Genomic DNA, 17,793 nt, shown 5'->3' on the forward strand with positions numbered 1-17,793 from the left:
GTGTTTCGCCGCAATGATCCGGTGATCATATGGTTTGCCCGCGCGCACGCGGGGTGGCGGGTCGGGGCCGTCGTGCTTCCGGTGCCGCGGGGCGTGCCACCGCGCGCCCCGGCGTACCCGCTTTATTTAGTCCGGGTAATGAGTTAGGCTAAAGAACATGTCGGACCGGGATCCCCAAGTCGACACCGCCGCAGTGAACTCCCTGCGCTCCGGTGTCATGCGCCTGTCGCGTCGGCTCAAGCACCAGCGGGTCGACGAATCGCTCAGCCCCACGGAGATGTCGGTGCTGGGCACGCTCGCCGGCTGTGGCAGCGCCACCCCGGGCGAGCTCGCCCGCAAGGAGCACGTGCAGCCCCCGTCGATGACCCGCATCGTCGCCCTGCTCGAAGCCAAGGGCCTGGTCCGGCTGGAGCCGCACCCCGAGGACCGCCGCCAGAAGGTGGTCACCCAGACCGAGCGGGCCGAGGCCATGCTCGAAGAGAGCCGCCGCAAGCGGAACGTCTGGCTCACCGAGCTTGTGGGGCGGCTCGACGAGGACGAGTGGGCGACGCTGCGCGCCGCCGCGCCCGTCCTCGAGAAACTCGCGCACCTGTAAGACGCGCCAGGAGGAGGCGAACCCACTTTGAGTACGGGACACGGAGCAGACTCCGCACCCGCACCGAACAGCCACGACGACGCCATACGCACCGCCGCCCTGAACGAGCCCGGCCGGGCCGTGAGCCCGGCGCCCGGGACCAAGGGCGGCACCTTCAGTTCCCTCAGAATCCGCAACTACCGCCTCTTCGCCACCGGCCAGGTCGTCTCCAACACCGGCACCTGGATGCAGCGCATCGCCCAGGACTGGCTGGTCCTCAGCCTCACCGGCTCCTCCGCCGCCGTCGGCATCACCACGGCCCTGCAGTTCCTGCCCATGCTGTTCCTCGGGCTCTACGGCGGCGTCATCGCCGACCGCTGCCCCAAGCGGCGGCTGCTCGTCGTCACCCAGACGGCCATGGGCGTCACCGGCCTCGCGCTCGCCCTCCTCACCCTCTCCGGCCACGTGCAGGTCTGGCACGTCTACCTCACCGCCTTCGCGCTCGGCCTCGTCACCGTGGTCGACAACCCCGCCCGCCAGGCCTTCGTCGTGGAGATGGTCGGCCCCGCCGACCTGCGCAACGCCGTCAGCCTCAACTCCGCCAACTTCCAGTCCGCGCGCCTGGTCGGCCCCGCCGTCGCCGGCGTGCTGATCACCGCCGTGGGCAGCGGCTGGGCGTTCCTCCTCAACGGCCTGTCCTTCGTCGCGCCCGTCGCCGGACTGCTGCTGATGCGCACCTCCGAGCTGCACAAGGTCGACCGCGCGCCGCGCGGCAAGGGCCAGCTCAGGGAGGGCCTGCGCTACGTGGCCGGGCGGCCGGACCTCATCTGGCCGATCGTCCTCGTCGGCTTCATCGGCACCTTCGGCTTCAACTTCCCGATCTGGCTCACGGCCTTCGTCAACGACGTCTTCCACGCCGGCGCCGGCACGTACGGCCTGCTCAACACCCTGATGGCGGGCGGCTCTCTGGTGGGCGCCCTGCTCGCCGCGCGCCGGGGCAGCTCGCGGCAGCGGCTCCTCGTCGGCGCGGCGCTGCTCTTCGGCCTGCTGGAGATCGCGACGGCGCTCGCGCCCTCGTTCTGGGTCTTCGCGGTGCTGCTGGTGCCGATCGGGATCTCCGGCCTCACGATCAACGTCACCGCCAACTCCAGCCTGCAGCTGGCCACGGATCCTGCGATGCGCGGGCGTGTCATGAGCCTGTTCATGATGGTGTTCATGGGCGGCACGCCCCTCGGCGCCCCGCTCGTCGGCTGGGTCACCGACGTCTACGGCGCCCGCGTCGGCTTCCTCGCCGGCGGCGCGGTCGCCACGCTCGCGGCGGCCGGGGTCGGCCTGGCCCTGGCCCGGGCCGGCGACCTCCGCCTGAAGGTCGGCCTCCGGCGCGGGCGTCCGCACGTGGCCTTCGTACCGCGGGGGCCTGCGGCGGCGGAGGAACTGGCGCCGGCGTAGCCGCCGTCCGGCGGGGGGGACCCGGCGCCGCCGGGCGCCCCCGGCGTTCCGGCACCGCCGTTCCGGCACCGCCGTTCCGGCACCGCCGTTCCGGCACCGCCGTTCCGGCACCGCCGTTCCGGCACCGCCGTTCCGGCACCGCCGGGCGGTGCCGGATACCCACCGCGTTCCGGCACCGCCGGGCACGAGGTTCCGCCGCGACTGGGGGCACCTCCCAGCGGTAGCTGGGGGAGATCAGCCACGATGCTCCGGTTCGGTGGTGCCGGAGTCACAGGGGCCGGTGGTCTCGGCACCGCCGGGCTGCGTCGTTGTGGCTTGTCGCCGTCGCGGCGGGTGGGAGAGGCGTGCCTTTCGATTCGATGGCGTCTTGCCGCGGGGCAAGGTGATCCCGCCGTCCGGCGGGCGTATCGGCCCGGCGGTGGGCCCCGTAAATCCCTGCCCAAAGGGGAGACTGGGTCCATGCGACTCTTCGCCGCTGTTCTGCCGCCCGAGGCGGCCGTCGTCGAGCTGGCGGACGCCACCGCGTCCCTGCACGGGCTGCCCGGTGCGGAGCGGCTGCGCTGGACCGAACCCTCCGGCTGGCACTTCACCCTCGCCTTCCTCGGCGAGGTCGACCCGGCGCTGCTGCCGGAGCTCACCGAGCGGCTCGGGCGCGCCGCCCACCGCCACCCGCCGCACGAGCTCCGCTTCGCCGGCGGCGGGCGGTTCGGGGACCGCGTGCTGTGGGTCGGCGCGGACGGCGAGCGGACGATCCTGCGCGACCTGGCGCGTTCGGCCGCCGCCGGAGCGCGCAGGGCGGGCGTCGCCGTCGACACCACGCACGACTTCCGCCCCCACCTCACCCTCGCCCGCGCCACGGACCCGGTGAACCTCCGGCCGTACGCCGAGGGCCTCGCCGGCTTCAGCGGCACGCCCTGGACCGTGGAGCGGCTGGAGCTCATGCGCAGCCGCCTCCCGGGCGGCGGCGTCCCGGGGGAGCGCCCCTGCTACGAGACGGTGGCCGCGTGGGAGCTGGGCGGGTAGCGCCGGCGAGTGGGGCCCGGTGAAAGGGGCCCGGTGAGCGGGGCCCGGGGAGCGGGGCCCGGCCCCGCGGGCGGGGTCACCCCGCACCGCCCGTTACGCTCGATGCGTGGACCCGAAGACCAGAAACCGCATCATGACCGCCGCGCTCGCCGCGATGCTCGTCGTCGTCGCCGTGGTGACGGCGGTGAAGTGACGTAGTGGCGTAGCGACGTAGCGCCGCAGCAGGTCGGCGGCCGGCCGGTCGGCCGGTCCACGCCCCGCCCCGGCCCCACCCCCCGAGTCCACGGCAAGCCCTGTTCATGCAGCAACACGAACATGAACACGAACAGGGCGGCCGCGACTCCTGCCTACCAGGCGAACGCCTCCGGCGACGGGCCCGGCCCCGGGAAGATCTCGTCCAGCTGGGTCAGCAGCTCGCCGGACAGCTCCAGCTCGGCCGCGCGCAGTGCGGACGCGAGCTGGTCGGCCGTGCGCGGCCCGACGATCGGGCCCGTCACGCCCGGGCGCGTGAGCAGCCAGGCGAGGGCCACCTCGCCGGGCGCCAGGCCGTGCTTGTCGAGCAGGTTCTCGTAGGCCTGCACCTGCTCGCGGACCTTGGTGTTCGCGAGCGCGTCGGCGGAGCGGCCGGACGCGGCGCGGGCGCTGCCGCCCTCCCGCTCCTTGCGGATCACGCCGCCGAGCAGCCCGCCGTGCAGCGGCGACCAGGGGATCACCCCGAGCCCGTACGCCTGCGCGGCCGGGACGACCTCCATCTCGGCGCGCCGCTCGGCGAGGTTGTACAGGCACTGCTCGCTGACCAGCCCGAGCGAGCCGCGGCGCCGCGCGGCCTCGTTGGCCTGGGCGATGTGCCAGCCGGCGTGGTTGGAGGAGCCCGCGTAGACGACCTTGCCCTGCTGGACGAGGACGTCGACCGCCTGCCAGATCTCCTCCCACGGCGTGGCCCGGTCGACGTGGTGGAACTGGTAGAGGTCGATGTGGTCCGTCTGCAGCCTTTTGAGGCTGCCCTCGACGGCGCGGCGGATGTTGACGGCGGACAGGCGGTCGTGGTTGGGCCAGTCGGCGCCGTCCGGGCCCATGTTGCCGAACACCTTGGTGCCGATGACGACCTTCTCGCGGCGGCCGCCGCCCTTGGCGAACCAGGTGCCGATGATCTCCTCGGTGCGGCCCTTGTTATCGCCCCACCCGTAGACGTTGGCGGTGTCGAAGAAATTGACGCCCGCGTCGAGCGCGGCGTCCATGATGGCGTGGCTGTCGGCCTCGTCCGTCTGGGGGCCGAAGTTCATCGTCCCGAGAACGAGCCGGCTGACCCTGAGTCCCGTGCGTCCGAGCTGCGTGTACTCCATAGCGGACCAGCCAACGCCCTGGAGTGCGCTCCAATCAAGTGGGCGGGCGCCGGACGGCGTGTCCCGGCGTCCGGCGCCCGACGGCGTATCAGGGCGGGGGCGGTACGGGGCAGGGGCGGTACGGGAGCGCCCGGCGTCAGTCGTGCGCCGGGCGGTACGGCGCGCCCACGTCCCACGCCTGGTGCATCGCGTCGGCGAAGGCGGCGGCCAGCAGGTGTTCGCCGGCCGCGTTGGGGTGCGTGCCGTCGTAGGTGTCGCGGTCGATGTCCCACTCCTCCGGGCGGGAGGCGAGGAGCAGCGGCGAGCCGGGCGTGCCGAGGTCGGCGACGGCCTTGCCGAGCAGCTCGTTGAAGCGCTCGCACTCGGCGGCGAACGCCGGGTCGGCCAGGGCGCGGACGTTGCGGATGACGGGCAGCAGCACCGCCCGGATCCGCGGGTTGGCCGCCCGTGCCTCGGCGACGAAGCGGTGCACGTTCTCGGCCGTCTGCCCGGCGTCGGTGTAGAAGCCGAGGTCGATGAGGCCGAGCGAGACGAGGAGGGTGTCGGCGCGGCCGGCCCGTACGGCGTCGCCGACGAGCGGGGCCATGTGCAGCCAGCCCTCGCCCCAGCCGGCCAGGTGCGCGCGGGCGCGCTCGGGGAAGTCCGGTGCGCCGTAGGCGTGGGAGACGGGCGCGTCGGCGGCCGGGTCGTACAGCTCGCGGCGCGGGCCGACGATCTTGTACGGGCCGCCGTAGGCCGCGTTGAGGTGCTGCCACATGCGGTAGCGCCATGTGTGGTCACCGGCGCTACCGATGGTCATCGAGTCGCCGACGAACATGATCCGCATGGGTACATCATCGCGGATCGCGGGGCGGGTGGGGCACGTGAGGGGGCTCACGGCCGGGCTGCCGGTCGTCGTGCCGCCCGCCCCCGGGCTCGCCGCGACCGTGTCGGCGGCGCCCGCCCCCGCGGCGCCCGGCCGGATGGCACGCTTGGAGCCATGCGCCCACGCCCGTTCCTCGCAGCCCTCGCCGCCGCCGCGCTCGCCGTGCTGCCCGCAGCAGGCCCGGCCCTGGCCGACGGCGACGGTCACGGCGCCTCGCAGCAGGCTGCCGGTGCCGGTGCTGTGCAAGCTGCCGGTGTCACGCCGTCGGCCGGTGCCACGCCGTCCGCCGGTGCCGCCGATGCCTCCGCCTTCACCATCGAGGACCCGCGGATAAAGGAGTCCAGCGGGCTGGCGGCCAGCCGCACCCACCCCGGCGTGTACTGGACGCACAACGACAGCGACGACGGCCCGTACGTCTACGCCGTGGACAGCCGCACCGGCCGCACGGTCGCCACCGTCACCCTCGCCGGGATCGAGCCCCGTGACGTCGAGGCCATCTCCCTCGGGCCGGACGGCTCCCTCTACGTGGGCGACATCGGGGACAACTTCGGCGGGCGCTGGAAGGAAGTGTGGATCTACCGCTTCGCCGAGCCGAAGACGCTGAAGGACACCACCGTCACCCCCACCCGCTACACCGTCCGCTACGAGGACGGTCCGCGCGACGCCGAGTCGCTGATGGTGCACCCGAAGACCGGGCGCGTGTACCTCGTCAGCAAGAAGCGCTCGGGCAAGGGGGCCCTGTACGAGGCCCCGGAGAAGCTGTCCGCCTCCGGCGTCAACGTCTTCCGGCGGACGGCGGACATCGACACCTGGGCGACGGACGGCGCCTTCTCCCCGGACGGCACCCGGCTCGTCGTCCGCAGCTACTTCGACGCGATCGAGTACCGCTGGCGCGACGGCCGCCCCGAGGAGATCGGCCGCCCGAGCGTCCCGCTGCAGCGGCAGGGCGAGTCGGTCACCTTCACGCCGGACGGCCGGACCCTGATGTACGGGACGGAGGGCAAGCGCAGTTCCGTGCAGCCGGTCACCCTGCAGGGCGAGCTCCTGCCGGAGACCGTGGCCGAGCCGCGGGACGACGCGAAGGGACGCGGCCCCTCCGGCGGCGGCGCGAGCTCCGGCGACGGTGACCGGACCCGCAACATCACCCTCGGCGCGGGCGCCCTCGCCGCGGCGGCGGTCCTCGTCCTGGGGCTGCGGAGGCTGGTGCGGCGGCGACGTTAGGGCGGGGCGCGGCGCCGAACCCCGGCGCCGAGCCCGGCGTCGGGGCGGGCGTACCCGTCCGGACGGGCCTACCTGCCCCGACGTGCCTACCCGCCCCGACGGGCTACAGGCGCTCGATCACGTAGTCCACGCAGGCCGTCAGCGCCGCCACGTCCGCCGGGTCGATCGCCGGGAACATCGCGATGCGCAGCTGGTTGCGGCCCAGCTTGCGGTACGGCTCGGTGTCCACGATGCCGTTGGCGCGCAGGACCTTGGCGACGGCCGCCGCGTCCACGTCCTCGGAGAAGTCGATCGTGCCGATGACGGCCGAGCGCTTGGCCGGGTCCGTCACGAAGGGGCTCGCGTACGCGGACGCCTCGGCCCAGCCGTAGAGGGTGCGGGCGGAGGTCGCGGTGCGGCGCACCGCCCAGTCCAGACCGCCCTGGCCGTTGAGCCACTTCAGCTGCTGGTCGAGCAGGAAGACGGTGGAGAGGGCCGGGGTGTTGTACGTCTGGTTCTTCAGGGAGTTGTCGATCGCGGTCGGCAGCGAGAAGAACTCGGGGATGTGCCGCCCGGAGGCGTGCACGCGCGCCGCCCGCTCCAGGGCCGCCGGCGAGAAGACGGCGAGCCACAGGCCGCCGTCGGAGGCGAAGGACTTCTGCGGGGCGAAGTAGTAGACGTCGGTCTCGGCGATGTCGACGGGCAGGCCGCCCGCGCCGGACGTGGCGTCCACGAGCACGAGCGCGCCCTCGTCGGCGCCCTCGACGCGCTTGACCGGCGCGGCGACGCCGGTGGAGGTCTCGTTGTGGGTGAAGGCGTAGGCGTCGACGCCCGCCTCCGCCTTCGGCTCCGGGTGCGTGCCGGGCTCGGAGGAGATGACGGTCGGCTCCTCCAGCCAGGGCGCGAGCTTCGCGGCCTTGGCGAACTTGGAGGAGAACTCGCCGAAGGTGAGGTGCTGCGACCTGGTCTCGATGAGGCCGTGCGTCGCGATGTCCCAGAAGGCGGTGGAGCCGCCGTTGCCGAGGATCACCTCGTAGCCCTCGGGCAGGGAGAAGAGCTCGCGCACGCCCTCGCGCACCTGGCCGACCAGGCTCTTGACCGGGGCCTGGCGGTGGGACGTGCCCAGCAGAGAGGTTCCGGTGGCAGCCAGCGCGGCGAGCGCCTCCGTACGCACCTTGGACGGGCCCGCGCCGAAGCGACCGTCGGCGGGCTTGATGTCAGCGGGGATCTGGATATCAGCCACGACGGCAGCCTAGTGCGTGCAGTGTCACCGATCAGTAAAACGTCCGTTCGGTGAGACGGGTGGCGCTGTGGGACCGGGTGAGGCCGGGGACTCCGGGGCACTATGGGGGGTATGGCTGATCTTGTGGAGAGCGATGCCGACCACGAGGAGCTGAAGGCTGCGCTCCGTAAGGCCGTGCGGGGAGAGGTCCGCTTCGGGGCCGGCGCCCGCGCCCTGATGACCATGGACGCCTCGAACTACCGTCGCGTGCCCGCCGGCGTCGTGGCCCCGCGCGACGCCGGCGACGTCGCGGCCGCGCTCGCCGTCTGCCGGGAGCGCGGCGTGCCCGTCGTCGCCCGCGGCGGGGGCACCTCGATCGCCGGGCAGGCCACGGGCACCGGCGTCGTGCTGGACTTCACCCGCCATATGAACGCGATCACGGCGATCGACCCGCAGGCCCGTACGGCCGTCGTGCAGCCGGGTGTCGTCCTCGACGCGCTCCGGGCCGCGGCGGGCGCGTACGGGCTGACGTTCGGCCCCGACCCGTCGACGCACGGCCGGTGCACGCTCGGCGGCATGATCGGCAACAACGCGTGCGGCGCGCACTCCGTGGCCTGGGGGACGACGGCCGACAACGTCCACGAGCTGGACGTGCTGACATACGGCGGGGAGCGGGCGCGGCTCGCCCGCGGGTACGAGGGGCTGCCGCCCCGGCTCGCGCAAGGCCTCCGCGGGCTGGTCGAGGGCGAACTGGCGCTGCTGCGCACCGGGTTCCCCGATCTCCCGCGGCGCATCTCCGGATACGCGCTGGACGCCCTGCTCCCGGAACGGCGTATCGACGTGGCCCGCGCCTTCACCGGCGGCGAGGGCACGCTCGGGGTGCTGACGGAGGCGACGGTACGGCTGGTCGAGGCGCCGCGAGCGCGCGTACTGGCGGTGCTGGGGTACGCGGACGAGAGCGCCGCCGCGGACGCCGCCCATCTGCTGCTGCCGCTCGGCCCGTTGACGGTCGAGGGCATGGCCGCCGACCTGGTGGGCCCGGCTGCGGCGGCCGGGCTGCCGGAGGGTGCGGCCTGGCTGTTCGCCGAGACGGGCGGGGCCACGGCCGCCGAGGCCCGGGCGCGGGCCGGGGAGATCGTCCGGGCGGCCGCGCCGGCGACCACGGGCGCCGTGGTGGTCACGGACGCGGCCGGGCAGCGCGCCCTGTGGCGCATCCGCGACGATGCCGCCGGCACTGCCACCCGCCTGCCCGACGGCACCGAGGCGTGGCCCGGCTGGGAGGACTGCGCGGTCCCGCCCGCACGGCTGGGCGCGTACCTGAGGGAGTTCCGCGCGCTGTTGCGCCGCTACGGGCTGCACGGCGCGCCCTACGGCCACTTCGGGGACGGCTGCATCCATGTGCGCATCGACTTCGACCTGCTGAGCACGGACGGCGTGCGGCGATTCCGCGACTTCTCCTGCGAGGCCGCGGAGCTGGTCGTCGCGCACGGCGGCTCCTTGTCCGGCGAGCACGGCGACGGGCAGGCGCGAGCGGAACTCCTGCCGAAGATGTACGGGACGGAGGTCGTCCGGCTCTTCGAACGGTTCAAGGACGTGTGGGATCCGGACGGCGGGCTCAACCCCGGCATCCTCGCCCGCCCCCGCAGGCTCGACGAGAACCTCCGCTTCGAGGTGCTGCCGAGCCGACCGGTGCCGGTCGCCTTCGCCTATCCGGGTGACGGCGGGGACTTCGCGGGGGCGGTACGGAGGTGTGTCGGCGTTGCCAAGTGCCGGGAGGTGGGGGTGGCGGGGGAGGCGGGGGCGGCGCCGGGCGGGCCCGGCGTCATGTGCCCTTCGTACCGGGTGACGGGAGAGGAGCAGCACTCCACGCGCGGCCGGGCCCGCCTGCTGCACGAGATGCTGGCGGGCGAGATCGTCACGGACGGCTGGCGCTCGGAGGAGGTCCGCGAGGCGCTCGACCTGTGCCTGGCGTGCAAGGGGTGCCGGAGCGACTGCCCGGCGGGCGTCGACATGGCCACGTACAAGGCGGAGTTCCTCCACCACCACTACGCGGGGCGGGTACGGCCTGCTGCGCATTACGCGATGGGGTGGCTTCCGGTGTGGCTGCGGGGGGTGGCGGCGGTCCGGGGGCAGGGGGTGGTCAACCGGTTGGCGGGCGTCGGGCCGCTGGCGGGAGCGGCGAAACGAGCCGGGGGACTCGCCCGCGAACGGGATCTGCCGCGGCTGGCGGAGGAGCCGTTCCTGGGGTGGTGGCGGGGGAGGGGGCGTGCGCGGGCGGGATGGACGGCTGCGGTGGGCGGTAGGCCTGTCGGCAACCGGACCGGTTCCGGGGAACGAGTGGGCGGGTGGGAAGAAGGCCGCGCCGGAGGAGCGGACCTCGTGCTGTGGCCCGACACCTTCACCAACTTCCTCTCGCCGGAGGCCGGCCGCGCCGCCGTCGCCGTCCTCGAACACGCCGGCCTTCGTATCACCGTCCCGCCGAAGGCGCCCTGCTGCGGCCTCACCTGGGTCTCCACCGGACAACTCCACCGCGCCCGCCTCCAGATGCGCCGCACCCTCGACCTCATGGCCCCCGCCCTCGCCGCCGGCCTGCCCGTCGCCGTACTGGAGCCCAGCTGCGCCGCCTCCCTCCGTACGGATCTTCCCGAGCTGCTTCCCGAGGACCCGCGGGCGCGCCAACTGGCGGTCAGTGTTCATACGTTCGCCCAGGCCCTCGAAGAGCTCGCCCCGCACTGGCAGCCGCCCCGCCTCGACCGTCCCGTGGCCGGTCAGACGCACTGTCACCAGCACGCCGTCCTCGGCGACGCCGCCGAACGCCGCCTCCGCGAGCGCGCCGGCCTCGTCGGCACGCTGAGCGGCGGATGCTGCGGCCTGGCCGGGAACTTCGGCTTCGAGGCCGGCCATTACGAGGTGTCCGTGGCGTGCGCGGAGGAGCAGTTGCTTCCTGCCCTGCGGCAGGCGCCCGGCGGTGCGGTGGTCCTGGCGGACGGCTTCTCGTGTCGTACGCAGATCGCGCAGGTCGCCCAGCTCGCGGGGCGTGACGGGGCGGACGGGGCGCGGGCCCGGCATCTGGCCGAGGTGCTCGCCGAGGCCCTAGGCCCCCGCTCTCCCGTACAACTGGCCGAAAAATAAAGGCAAGCACGCTTGATTGTTTTCTCGGGCGCTGTCACGCTCTCACCGTCCTGACGAACTCCCGAGGGAGCGGCACACAGTGACAGACCCGGAACGCCCGCAACACCCGGAACCCTTACGACCCCTGCGGATCGGCAACGCCTCCGGCTTCTACGGCGACCGCTTCTCCGCCCTGCGCGAGATGCTGACCGGCGGCCCCCTCGACGTCCTCACCGGCGACTACCTGGCCGAACTGACCATGCTCATTCTCGGCCGCGACCGCCTCAAGGACCCCGCCCGCGGCTACGCCAGGACCTTCCTCCGCCAGCTCGAAGAGAGCCTCGGCCTCGCCGCCGACCGCGGCGTGAAGATCGTCGCCAATGCGGGCGGGCTCAACCCCGGCGGCCTCGCCCGCGAGATCCGCTCCCTCGCCCGCCGCGTCGGCGCCGACGTCCGCGTCGCCCACGTCGAGGGCGACGATCTGCTGCGGGAGCGGGAGCGGGAGCGGGAGCGGGAGCGGGAGCGGGAGCGGGACTGGGGCCCGGACGTCCTCACCGCCAACGCCTACCTCGGCGGCGCCGGCATCGCCGCCTGCCTGCGCGCGGGCGCGGACATCGTCGTCACCGGCCGCGTCACCGACGCGGCCCTCGTCACCGGCCCCGCCGCCGCCCACTTCGGCTGGCTCGCCGACGACCTGGACCGGCTGGCCGGGGCGGTCGTCGCCGGGCACGTCCTGGAGTGCGGCACGCAGGCCACCGGCGGCAACTACTCCTTCTTCACCGGGCTTTCCGCGGAGAACGGCCTCCGCCGCCCCGGCTTCCCGCTCGCCGAGATCCACGCCGACGGCTCGGCCGTCATCACCAAACACCCCGGCACGGGCGGCGCCGTCACCGTGGGCACGGTCACGGCCCAGCTCCTGTACGAGACGGGCGGCCCGCGCTACCTGGGCCCCGACGTGACCGCCCGCCTGGACACCGTCCGGCTCGCGCAGGACGGCCCGGACCGCGTACGCATCAGCGGCGTACGCGGCGAGGCCCCGCCGGCCACGCTCAAAGTCGGGCTCACGCGCGTGGGCGGGTGGCGCAACGAAGTCGTGTTCGTGCTGACGGGCCTCGACGTGGAGGCCAAGGCCGCCCTCGTACGGGCGCAGATGGAAGACGCCCTGGGCCGGCGCGCGCCCGCCGAGGTCCAGTGGACGCTTGCGCGTACGGACCACGCCGACGCGGAGGTGCAGGAGGAGGCGAGCGCCTTGCTGCGGCTCGTCGTGCGCGACCCCGACCCCGAGGCGGTCGGCCGGGCCGTCAGCGGTGCGGCCGTCGAGCTGGCCCTGGCCAGCTACCCCGGCTTCCACCTCACCGCCCCGCCGGGCCAGGGATCCCCGTACGGCGTGTTCGAGGCCGCGTCGGTGGACGCGTACGCCGTCCGGCATACCGCGGTGCTGCCGGACGGGACGCGGCTGCGGGTTCCGGCGGCGGTCGGCTGCCTACCGGCTTCTGCGGAGGCGGAGCCACCGCCTGAGCCTCCTCTGCTGCCCGAGCCCCTGCCGCCCGGCCCCGTCCGGCGCGCCCCGCTCGGGCTCGTCGCCGGGGCGCGCAGCGGCGACAAGGGCGGCTCGGCGAACGTGGGTGTCTGGGTACGGACCGACGCTGCGTGGCGCTGGCTCGCCCATGAGCTCACCGGCTCGCGGTTCCGGCGGCTCCTGCCCGAGACCGCCCGGCTCCGCGTCACCCGGCACGTGTACCCCGGCCTGCGCGCCCTCAACTTCACCGTCGACGGGCTGCTCGGCGCAGGCGTCGCCTCCCAGGCTCGCTTCGACCCGCAAGCCAAGGCCCTGGGCGAGTGGCTGCGCGCCCGCCACATGGACATACCGGAGGTGCTGTTGTGACGGTGACGGTGCTGAGGTCCGGGATCGACCCGTCCGGCGAGGAGTACGCCGCGCACCGGGCGGCCATGCTGGAACGGCTCGACGCGATCGCGGCGGAGCACGCGCGGGCGCTCGCCGGGGGCGGGGAGAAGTACGTCGCCCGGCACCGGGCGCGGGGCAAGCTCCTCGCGCGCGAACGGGTGGAGCTGCTGGTAGACCCGGACACCCCGTTCCTGGAGCTGTCGCCGCTGGCCGGGTGGGGGAGCGACTACACGGTGGGCGCGTCGATGGTGACCGGTGTCGGTGTTGTCGAGGGCGTCGAGTGCGTCATCACCGCCAACGATCCGACCGTGCGGGGCGGGGCCAGTAACCCGTGGACCCTGAAGAAGGCCCTGCGGGCCAATGAGATCGCGTTCGCCAATCGGTTGCCGGTCGTCTCGCTGGTCGAGTCCGGGGGTGCCGACCTGCCCAGCCAGAAGGAGATCTTCATCCCGGGGGGCGGGCTGTTCCGGGATCTGACGCGGCTGTCCGCTGCCGGGATTCCTACGGTGGCGGTGGTGTTCGGCAATTCGACGGCCGGGGGTGCGTACGTCCCCGGGATGTCGGATCACGTGATCATGGTTGAGGGGCGGTCGAAGGTCTTTCTGGGCGGTCCGCCGCTGGTGCGGATGGCCACGGGGGAGGAGAGCGATGACGAGTCGCTGGGCGGGGCCGCGATGCATGCGGGTGTGTCCGGTCTCGCCGACTACTTCGCTGTTGATGAGCTCGATGCGTTGCGTTCGGCGCGGCGTGTGGTTGCGCGGCTGAACTGGCGTAAGGCGCATGCCGATCCGGGGGTCGTTGAGCCGCCTCTGTATGACGAGGACGAGTTGCTGGGTATTGTGCCGGGCGATCTCAAGGTGCCGTTCGATCCTCGTGAAGTTATCGCCCGTGTCGTGGACGGGTCCGAGTTCGATGAGTTCAAGGCGCGGTACGGGAGCAGTCTGGTCACCGGGTGGGCCCGGCTGCACGGGTATCCCGTGGGGATCCTCGCCAATGCGCAGGGCGTTCTCTTCAGCGAGGAGTCGCAGAAGGCCGCGCAGTTCATCCAGTTGGCCAATCAGCGGGATGTTCCGTTGATTTTTCTGCACAACACGACCGGGTACATGGTCGGGCGCGACTACGAGCAGGGCGGCATCATCAAGCACGGCGCGATGATGATCAACGCGGTGTCGAATTCGCGGGTGCCTCATCTGTCGGTGCTGATCGGGGCTTCGTACGGGGCCGGGCACTACGGCATGTGCGGGCGGGCGTTCGATCCTCGGTTCCTGTTCGCATGGCCCAGTGCGAAGGCCGCCGTCATGGGGCCGCAGCAGCTCGCGGGGGTGCTGTCGATCGTCGCCCGCGCTTCGGCGGAGGCCAAGGGGCAGGCGTACGACGAGGACGCCGACGCCGCGCTGCGGGCCATGGTCGAGCAGCAGATCGAGGCGGAGTCGCTGCCCGTGTTCCTGTCCGGGCGGCTCTACGACGACGGTGTCATCGACCCGCGGGACACGCGGACCGTGCTGGGGATGTGCCTGTCCGCGATTCACTCGGCGCCGGTGGAGGGCGTGCGGGGTGGGTTCGGGGTCTTCCGGATGTGACCGGGTGTGACCGGATGTGAGGTGAGGGCTGATGATCGAGTCACTGCTGGTCGCCAACCGGGGCGAGATTGCTTGCCGGGTGTTCCGTACGTGCCGGGAGCTGGGCATCGCGTCTGTTGCGGTGTACTCCGATGCGGATGCCGGTGCGTTGCATGTGCGGGAGGCCGATGTGGGGTTGCGGCTGCCCGGGGTTGCGGCTGCGGATACGTATCTGCGGGGGGATGCGGTGGTGGAGGCCGCGCTTGCTGCGGGGGCGGATGCGGTGCATCCGGGGTACGGGTTCCTCTCCGAGAACGCGGCGTTCGCGCGGGGGGTGGAGGCGGCGGGGCTGGTGTGGATCGGGCCGCCGCCCTCCGTCATCGAGGCGATGGCCTCGAAGACGCGCGCCAAGCGGATCATGGCGGAGGCGGGGGTGCCGGTGCTGGCGGCGTCTGCCGGGGAGCCGCCGTTGATCGTCAAGGCTGCGGCGGGTGGGGGTGGGCGGGGGATGCGGGTCGTCCGCGATCTCGCTGTGCTGGAAGACGAGCTGGCCTCCGCCCGGGCTGAGGCCATGGCCGCTTTTGGTGACGACGAGGTGTTCGTCGAGCCGTACGTGGAGGGCGGGCGGCATGTGGAAGTGCAGGTCCTGGCAGATGCGCACGGGAGTGTGTGGGCGCTGGGGACGCGTGACTGCTCGCTGCAGCGGCGGCACCAGAAGGTGATCGAGGAGGCGCCGGCGCCGGGGCTCTCGGAGGAGCTGCGGGTCGAGCTCGGCGAGGCGGCGGTGGCTGCGGCGCGGGCCATCGGGTACGTGGGGGCCGGGACGGTGGAGTTCCTGGTGACGGAGGGGCGGGCGTACTTCCTGGAGATGAACACGCGCCTGCAGGTGGAGCATCCGGTGACGGAGGCGGTGTACGGGCTGGATCTGGTGGCGCTGCAGATCCGGGTGGCGGAGGGTTCGCTTTTGGGCCCGGAACCGCCGGTGCCGTCCGGCCATGCGGTGGAGGCGCGGTTGTACGCGGAGGACCCGGCGGCGGGGTGGCGGCCGCAGACGGGGGTGGTGCGGGAGTTGTCGGTGGGGGCGGGTGCGTCTCGGGTCCGGCGTCGGGGGCTCCGGGGTGGGGGTCCGGGGCCGTATATTTACGGGCCGGCGCCCCGGACGTCACGGGCACCGGCGATTGGCCCACAAATACACGTCAGCGCCCCGGACCCCCACCCCTGCGCCCCCGCCACCTCCCGCCGCCCGTCACCAGCGGCCATCCCCAACCCGCCCATTCCCGGCGCTCCCGGCCCGCTCACCGGCGCCCTCGGTCCGCTCACTCCTCGTCGCGGCGCCCTCGGCTCGGATGCCTCACCTTCCGGCGCCCCTCGTCCCGACTTCCCTGGCCCGGACGCCTCTCATCCCCACGGCCTTCATGCCGAAGTCTCTCGTCCCGACACCCCCCACCCACGTCAACACGCCCTACCTCAACGGGTGGGTGGGCGGGCGGAGAACCGCGCCGAAGGCGCGGGATACCTGCGCGTCGACGCGGGCGTCGCGACGGGCGACACGGTCACCCCGTACTACGACCCGCTGCTGGCGAAGGTGATCGCCTGGGCCCCCACACGGCCGGAGGCCATCCGCCTACTGGCCCACGCGCTGGAGCGCGCCCGCATCCACGGTCCGGTCACCAACCGCGACCTGCTCGTACAGTCCCTGCGGCACGGGGAGTTCACCGCGGGCCGTGTGAACACGGCCTTCTACGACCGGCACTTGGCCGAGCTGACCTCGCCCCGCGGTAATCGCGCCGCAACCGCGGCGCTGGCCGCAGCCGTCGCCGACGCACAAGGCCGTTCCCGCTTCGGCGGCTGGCGCAATCTCCCCTCTCGGCCGCAGGAGAAGCGCTACCGCTCCGAGCCGGACGGCACCGAGCACACCGTGCGCTACCGCTTCACCCGGCGTGGGCTGGAGGTCGAAGGAACGGCCGGTGTCCGGCTCGTCGCGGCGGAGCGCGATCACGTGGTCCTGGAGGCGCACGGCCTCCGCACGGCGTACGACGTGGCCGTGTACGGCGACCGCGTCCACGTGGACTCGCCCCGGGGCGCGTACGCCTTCACCGCCCTGCCCCGTTTCCCCGACGCCACGGCGTCCACGGAGCCCGGCTCCCTGCTCGCTCCCATGCCCGGCACCGTCGTGCGCCTCGCGGACGTCGCCGTGGGGGAGCCCGTACGTGCGGGCCAGCCGCTGCTCTGGCTGGAGGCCATGAAGATGGAGCACCGCATCGTCGCCCCGTCCGCCGGCACGCTCACCGCCCTGCACGCCGCCCCCGGCCTTCAGGTCGAGGTCGGCGCCCTGCTCGCCGTCGTCACCGAGGATCCGAAGGAGCCGATGTCATGAGTCTCGTCGAGACCCGGGAACACCAGGATCTGCGCGCCGCCGTCGCCGCTCTCGGGAAGCGGTACGGGCGGGAGTACGTCACCGCGGCCGTCCGCGACGGCAGGCACACCGACGAGCTGTGGGCGGAGGCCGGCAAGCTCGGATATCTGGGGGTGAACCTTCCGGAGGCGTACGGGGGCGGCGGCCGCGGCATGGTCGAGCTCGCCGTCGTCCTGGAGGAGCTCGGCGCCGCGGGCTGCCCGCTGCTGCTGATGGTCGTCTCGCCCGCCATCTGCGGCACGGTGATCGCCCGCTTCGGCACGGAGGAGCAGAAGCGGCGCTGGCTGCCCGGGATCGCCGCCGGGACGACGAAGATGGCCTTCGGCATCACCGAGCCCGAGGCCGGATCGAATTCGCACCGCATTACGACGACCGCCCGGCGGGCTGATGGCGGGTGGATCCTGAACGGGCGCAAAGTCTTCATCTCCGGCGTGGACGTGGCCGATGCGACGCTGATCGTGGGCCGCACGGAGGACGCGCGCACGGGGGAGCTCAAGCCTTGCCTGTTCATTGTGGAAAGGGACGCTCCAGGCTTCCTCAAGCGTCCTATTCCGATGGAACTCTCTTCTCCGGAGAAGCAGTTCGAGCTCACCCTCGATGACGTGCGGCTGCCCGGCGACGCCCTCGTCGGCGACGAGAACGCCGGCCTGCTGCAGCTCTTCGCCGGCCTCAACCCCGAACGCATCATGACCGCCGCCTTCGCCATCGGCATGGGCCGCTACGCCCTGGGCCGGGCCGTCGACTACGCCCGTACGCGGACGGTCTGGCGCGGGCCCATCGGCGCGCACCAGGCCATTGCGCATCCGCTTGCCCAGTCGCACATCGAGGTGGAGCTCGCGCGGCTGATGATGCTCAAGGCAGCCCATCTTTACGATGCGGGTGATGACATGGGCGCCGGCGAGGCGGCCAACATGGCCAAGTACGCCGCCGCCGAAGCCGCCGTCCGCGCCGTCGACCAGGCCGTCCACACCCTCGGCGGCAACGGGCTCGCCAGCGAGTACGGGCTCGCCCAGCTGCTCACGGCGTCGAGGGTGGCGCGGATCGCCCCGGTCAGCCGGGAGATGATCCTCAATTACGTGTCGCACCATACGCTCGGCCTTCCCAAGTCGTACTGAGAAAGGTGGC

The 17,793-nt window shown here is 73.1% G+C and carries 12 protein-coding genes; 9 read left to right on the forward strand and 3 right to left on the reverse strand.

Translation table 11 applies throughout. From position 1 onward, the window contains the following. The first annotated feature begins 157 nt into the window (after positions 1–157). The 3 genes from IE241_RS16045 (at position 158) to thpR (ending at position 3,046) form a co-directional block, all read left to right on the forward strand. Entirely contained in the window at positions 158–595 is a 438-nt protein-coding gene (locus tag IE241_RS16045; RefSeq protein ID WP_168090691.1) for a MarR family winged helix-turn-helix transcriptional regulator, read from the forward strand. A gap of 27 nt (positions 596–622) precedes the next feature. Beyond that, the gene (locus IE241_RS16050) at positions 623–2,023 is read left to right on the forward strand and encodes an MFS transporter (protein ID WP_190022408.1); all 1,401 of its coding nucleotides are present in this window, start codon (positions 623–625) and stop codon (positions 2,021–2,023) included. Positions 2,024–2,482: 459 nt separating this feature from the next. Then, positions 2,483–3,046: an RNA 2',3'-cyclic phosphodiesterase gene (gene thpR, locus IE241_RS16055; protein ID WP_190022409.1), complete on the forward strand. Its 564-nt coding sequence runs from the start codon at positions 2,483–2,485 to the stop codon at positions 3,044–3,046. Between the two features lie 347 nt (positions 3,047–3,393). On the opposite strand, the gene IE241_RS16060 is transcribed toward thpR, so the two are convergent. Further along, positions 3,394–4,389, reverse strand: a complete 996-nt coding sequence (locus tag IE241_RS16060; protein ID WP_190022410.1) for an aldo/keto reductase — start codon at positions 4,387–4,389, stop codon at positions 3,394–3,396. Between the two features lie 136 nt (positions 4,390–4,525). Beyond that, positions 4,526–5,215 carry a GDSL-type esterase/lipase family protein gene (locus IE241_RS16065; RefSeq protein ID WP_190022411.1) on the reverse strand — a complete coding sequence of 230 codons (690 nt, stop codon included), beginning with the start codon at positions 5,213–5,215 and terminating at the stop codon, positions 4,526–4,528. A 153-nt stretch (positions 5,216–5,368) separates the two neighbouring features. Between IE241_RS16065 and IE241_RS16070 the strand changes: the two genes are divergently transcribed. Next, the gene (locus IE241_RS16070) at positions 5,369–6,475 is read left to right on the forward strand and encodes an esterase-like activity of phytase family protein (RefSeq protein ID WP_190022412.1); all 1,107 of its coding nucleotides are present in this window, start codon (positions 5,369–5,371) and stop codon (positions 6,473–6,475) included. A 103-nt stretch (positions 6,476–6,578) separates the two neighbouring features. Here the strand turns inward: IE241_RS16070 and serC are convergent, their stop codons facing one another. After that, entirely contained in the window at positions 6,579–7,697 is a 1,119-nt protein-coding gene (serC, locus tag IE241_RS16075) for a phosphoserine transaminase (RefSeq protein ID WP_190022413.1), read from the reverse strand. A gap of 111 nt (positions 7,698–7,808) precedes the next feature. Here serC and IE241_RS16080 point away from each other — a divergent pair, with 111 nt between their 5' ends. From IE241_RS16080 to IE241_RS16100, 5 genes are all read left to right on the forward strand, one after another. After that, positions 7,809–10,808, forward strand: a complete 3,000-nt coding sequence (locus tag IE241_RS16080) for an FAD-binding and (Fe-S)-binding domain-containing protein (protein WP_190022414.1) — start codon at positions 7,809–7,811, stop codon at positions 10,806–10,808. A gap of 181 nt (positions 10,809–10,989) precedes the next feature. Further along, positions 10,990–12,672: an acyclic terpene utilization AtuA family protein gene (locus tag IE241_RS16085; protein WP_229899365.1), complete on the forward strand. Its 1,683-nt coding sequence runs from the start codon at positions 10,990–10,992 to the stop codon at positions 12,670–12,672. A 2-nt stretch (positions 12,673–12,674) separates the two neighbouring features. Then, positions 12,675–14,273 (forward strand): acyl-CoA carboxylase subunit beta, encoded by a 1,599-nt coding sequence (locus tag IE241_RS16090; protein ID WP_190022584.1) that lies wholly within the window; start codon positions 12,675–12,677, stop codon positions 14,271–14,273. 31 nt (positions 14,274–14,304) lie between these two features. After that, a complete protein-coding gene (locus IE241_RS34200) occupies positions 14,305–16,629 on the forward strand; it encodes an ATP-binding protein (RefSeq protein ID WP_229899319.1) in 2,325 nt (774 codons plus the stop codon). Next, positions 16,626–17,783, forward strand: coding sequence for an acyl-CoA dehydrogenase family protein (locus IE241_RS16100; protein ID WP_190022415.1), 1,158 nt, complete (start codon positions 16,626–16,628; stop codon positions 17,781–17,783). The genes IE241_RS34200 and IE241_RS16100 overlap by 4 nt, the downstream gene beginning before the upstream one ends. The last annotated feature ends 10 nt before the right edge of the window (positions 17,784–17,793 follow it).

This window comes from Streptomyces hiroshimensis (assembly GCF_014650335.1).
In the GTDB taxonomy this organism is placed as follows: domain Bacteria; phylum Actinomycetota; class Actinomycetes; order Streptomycetales; family Streptomycetaceae; genus Streptomyces; species Streptomyces hiroshimensis.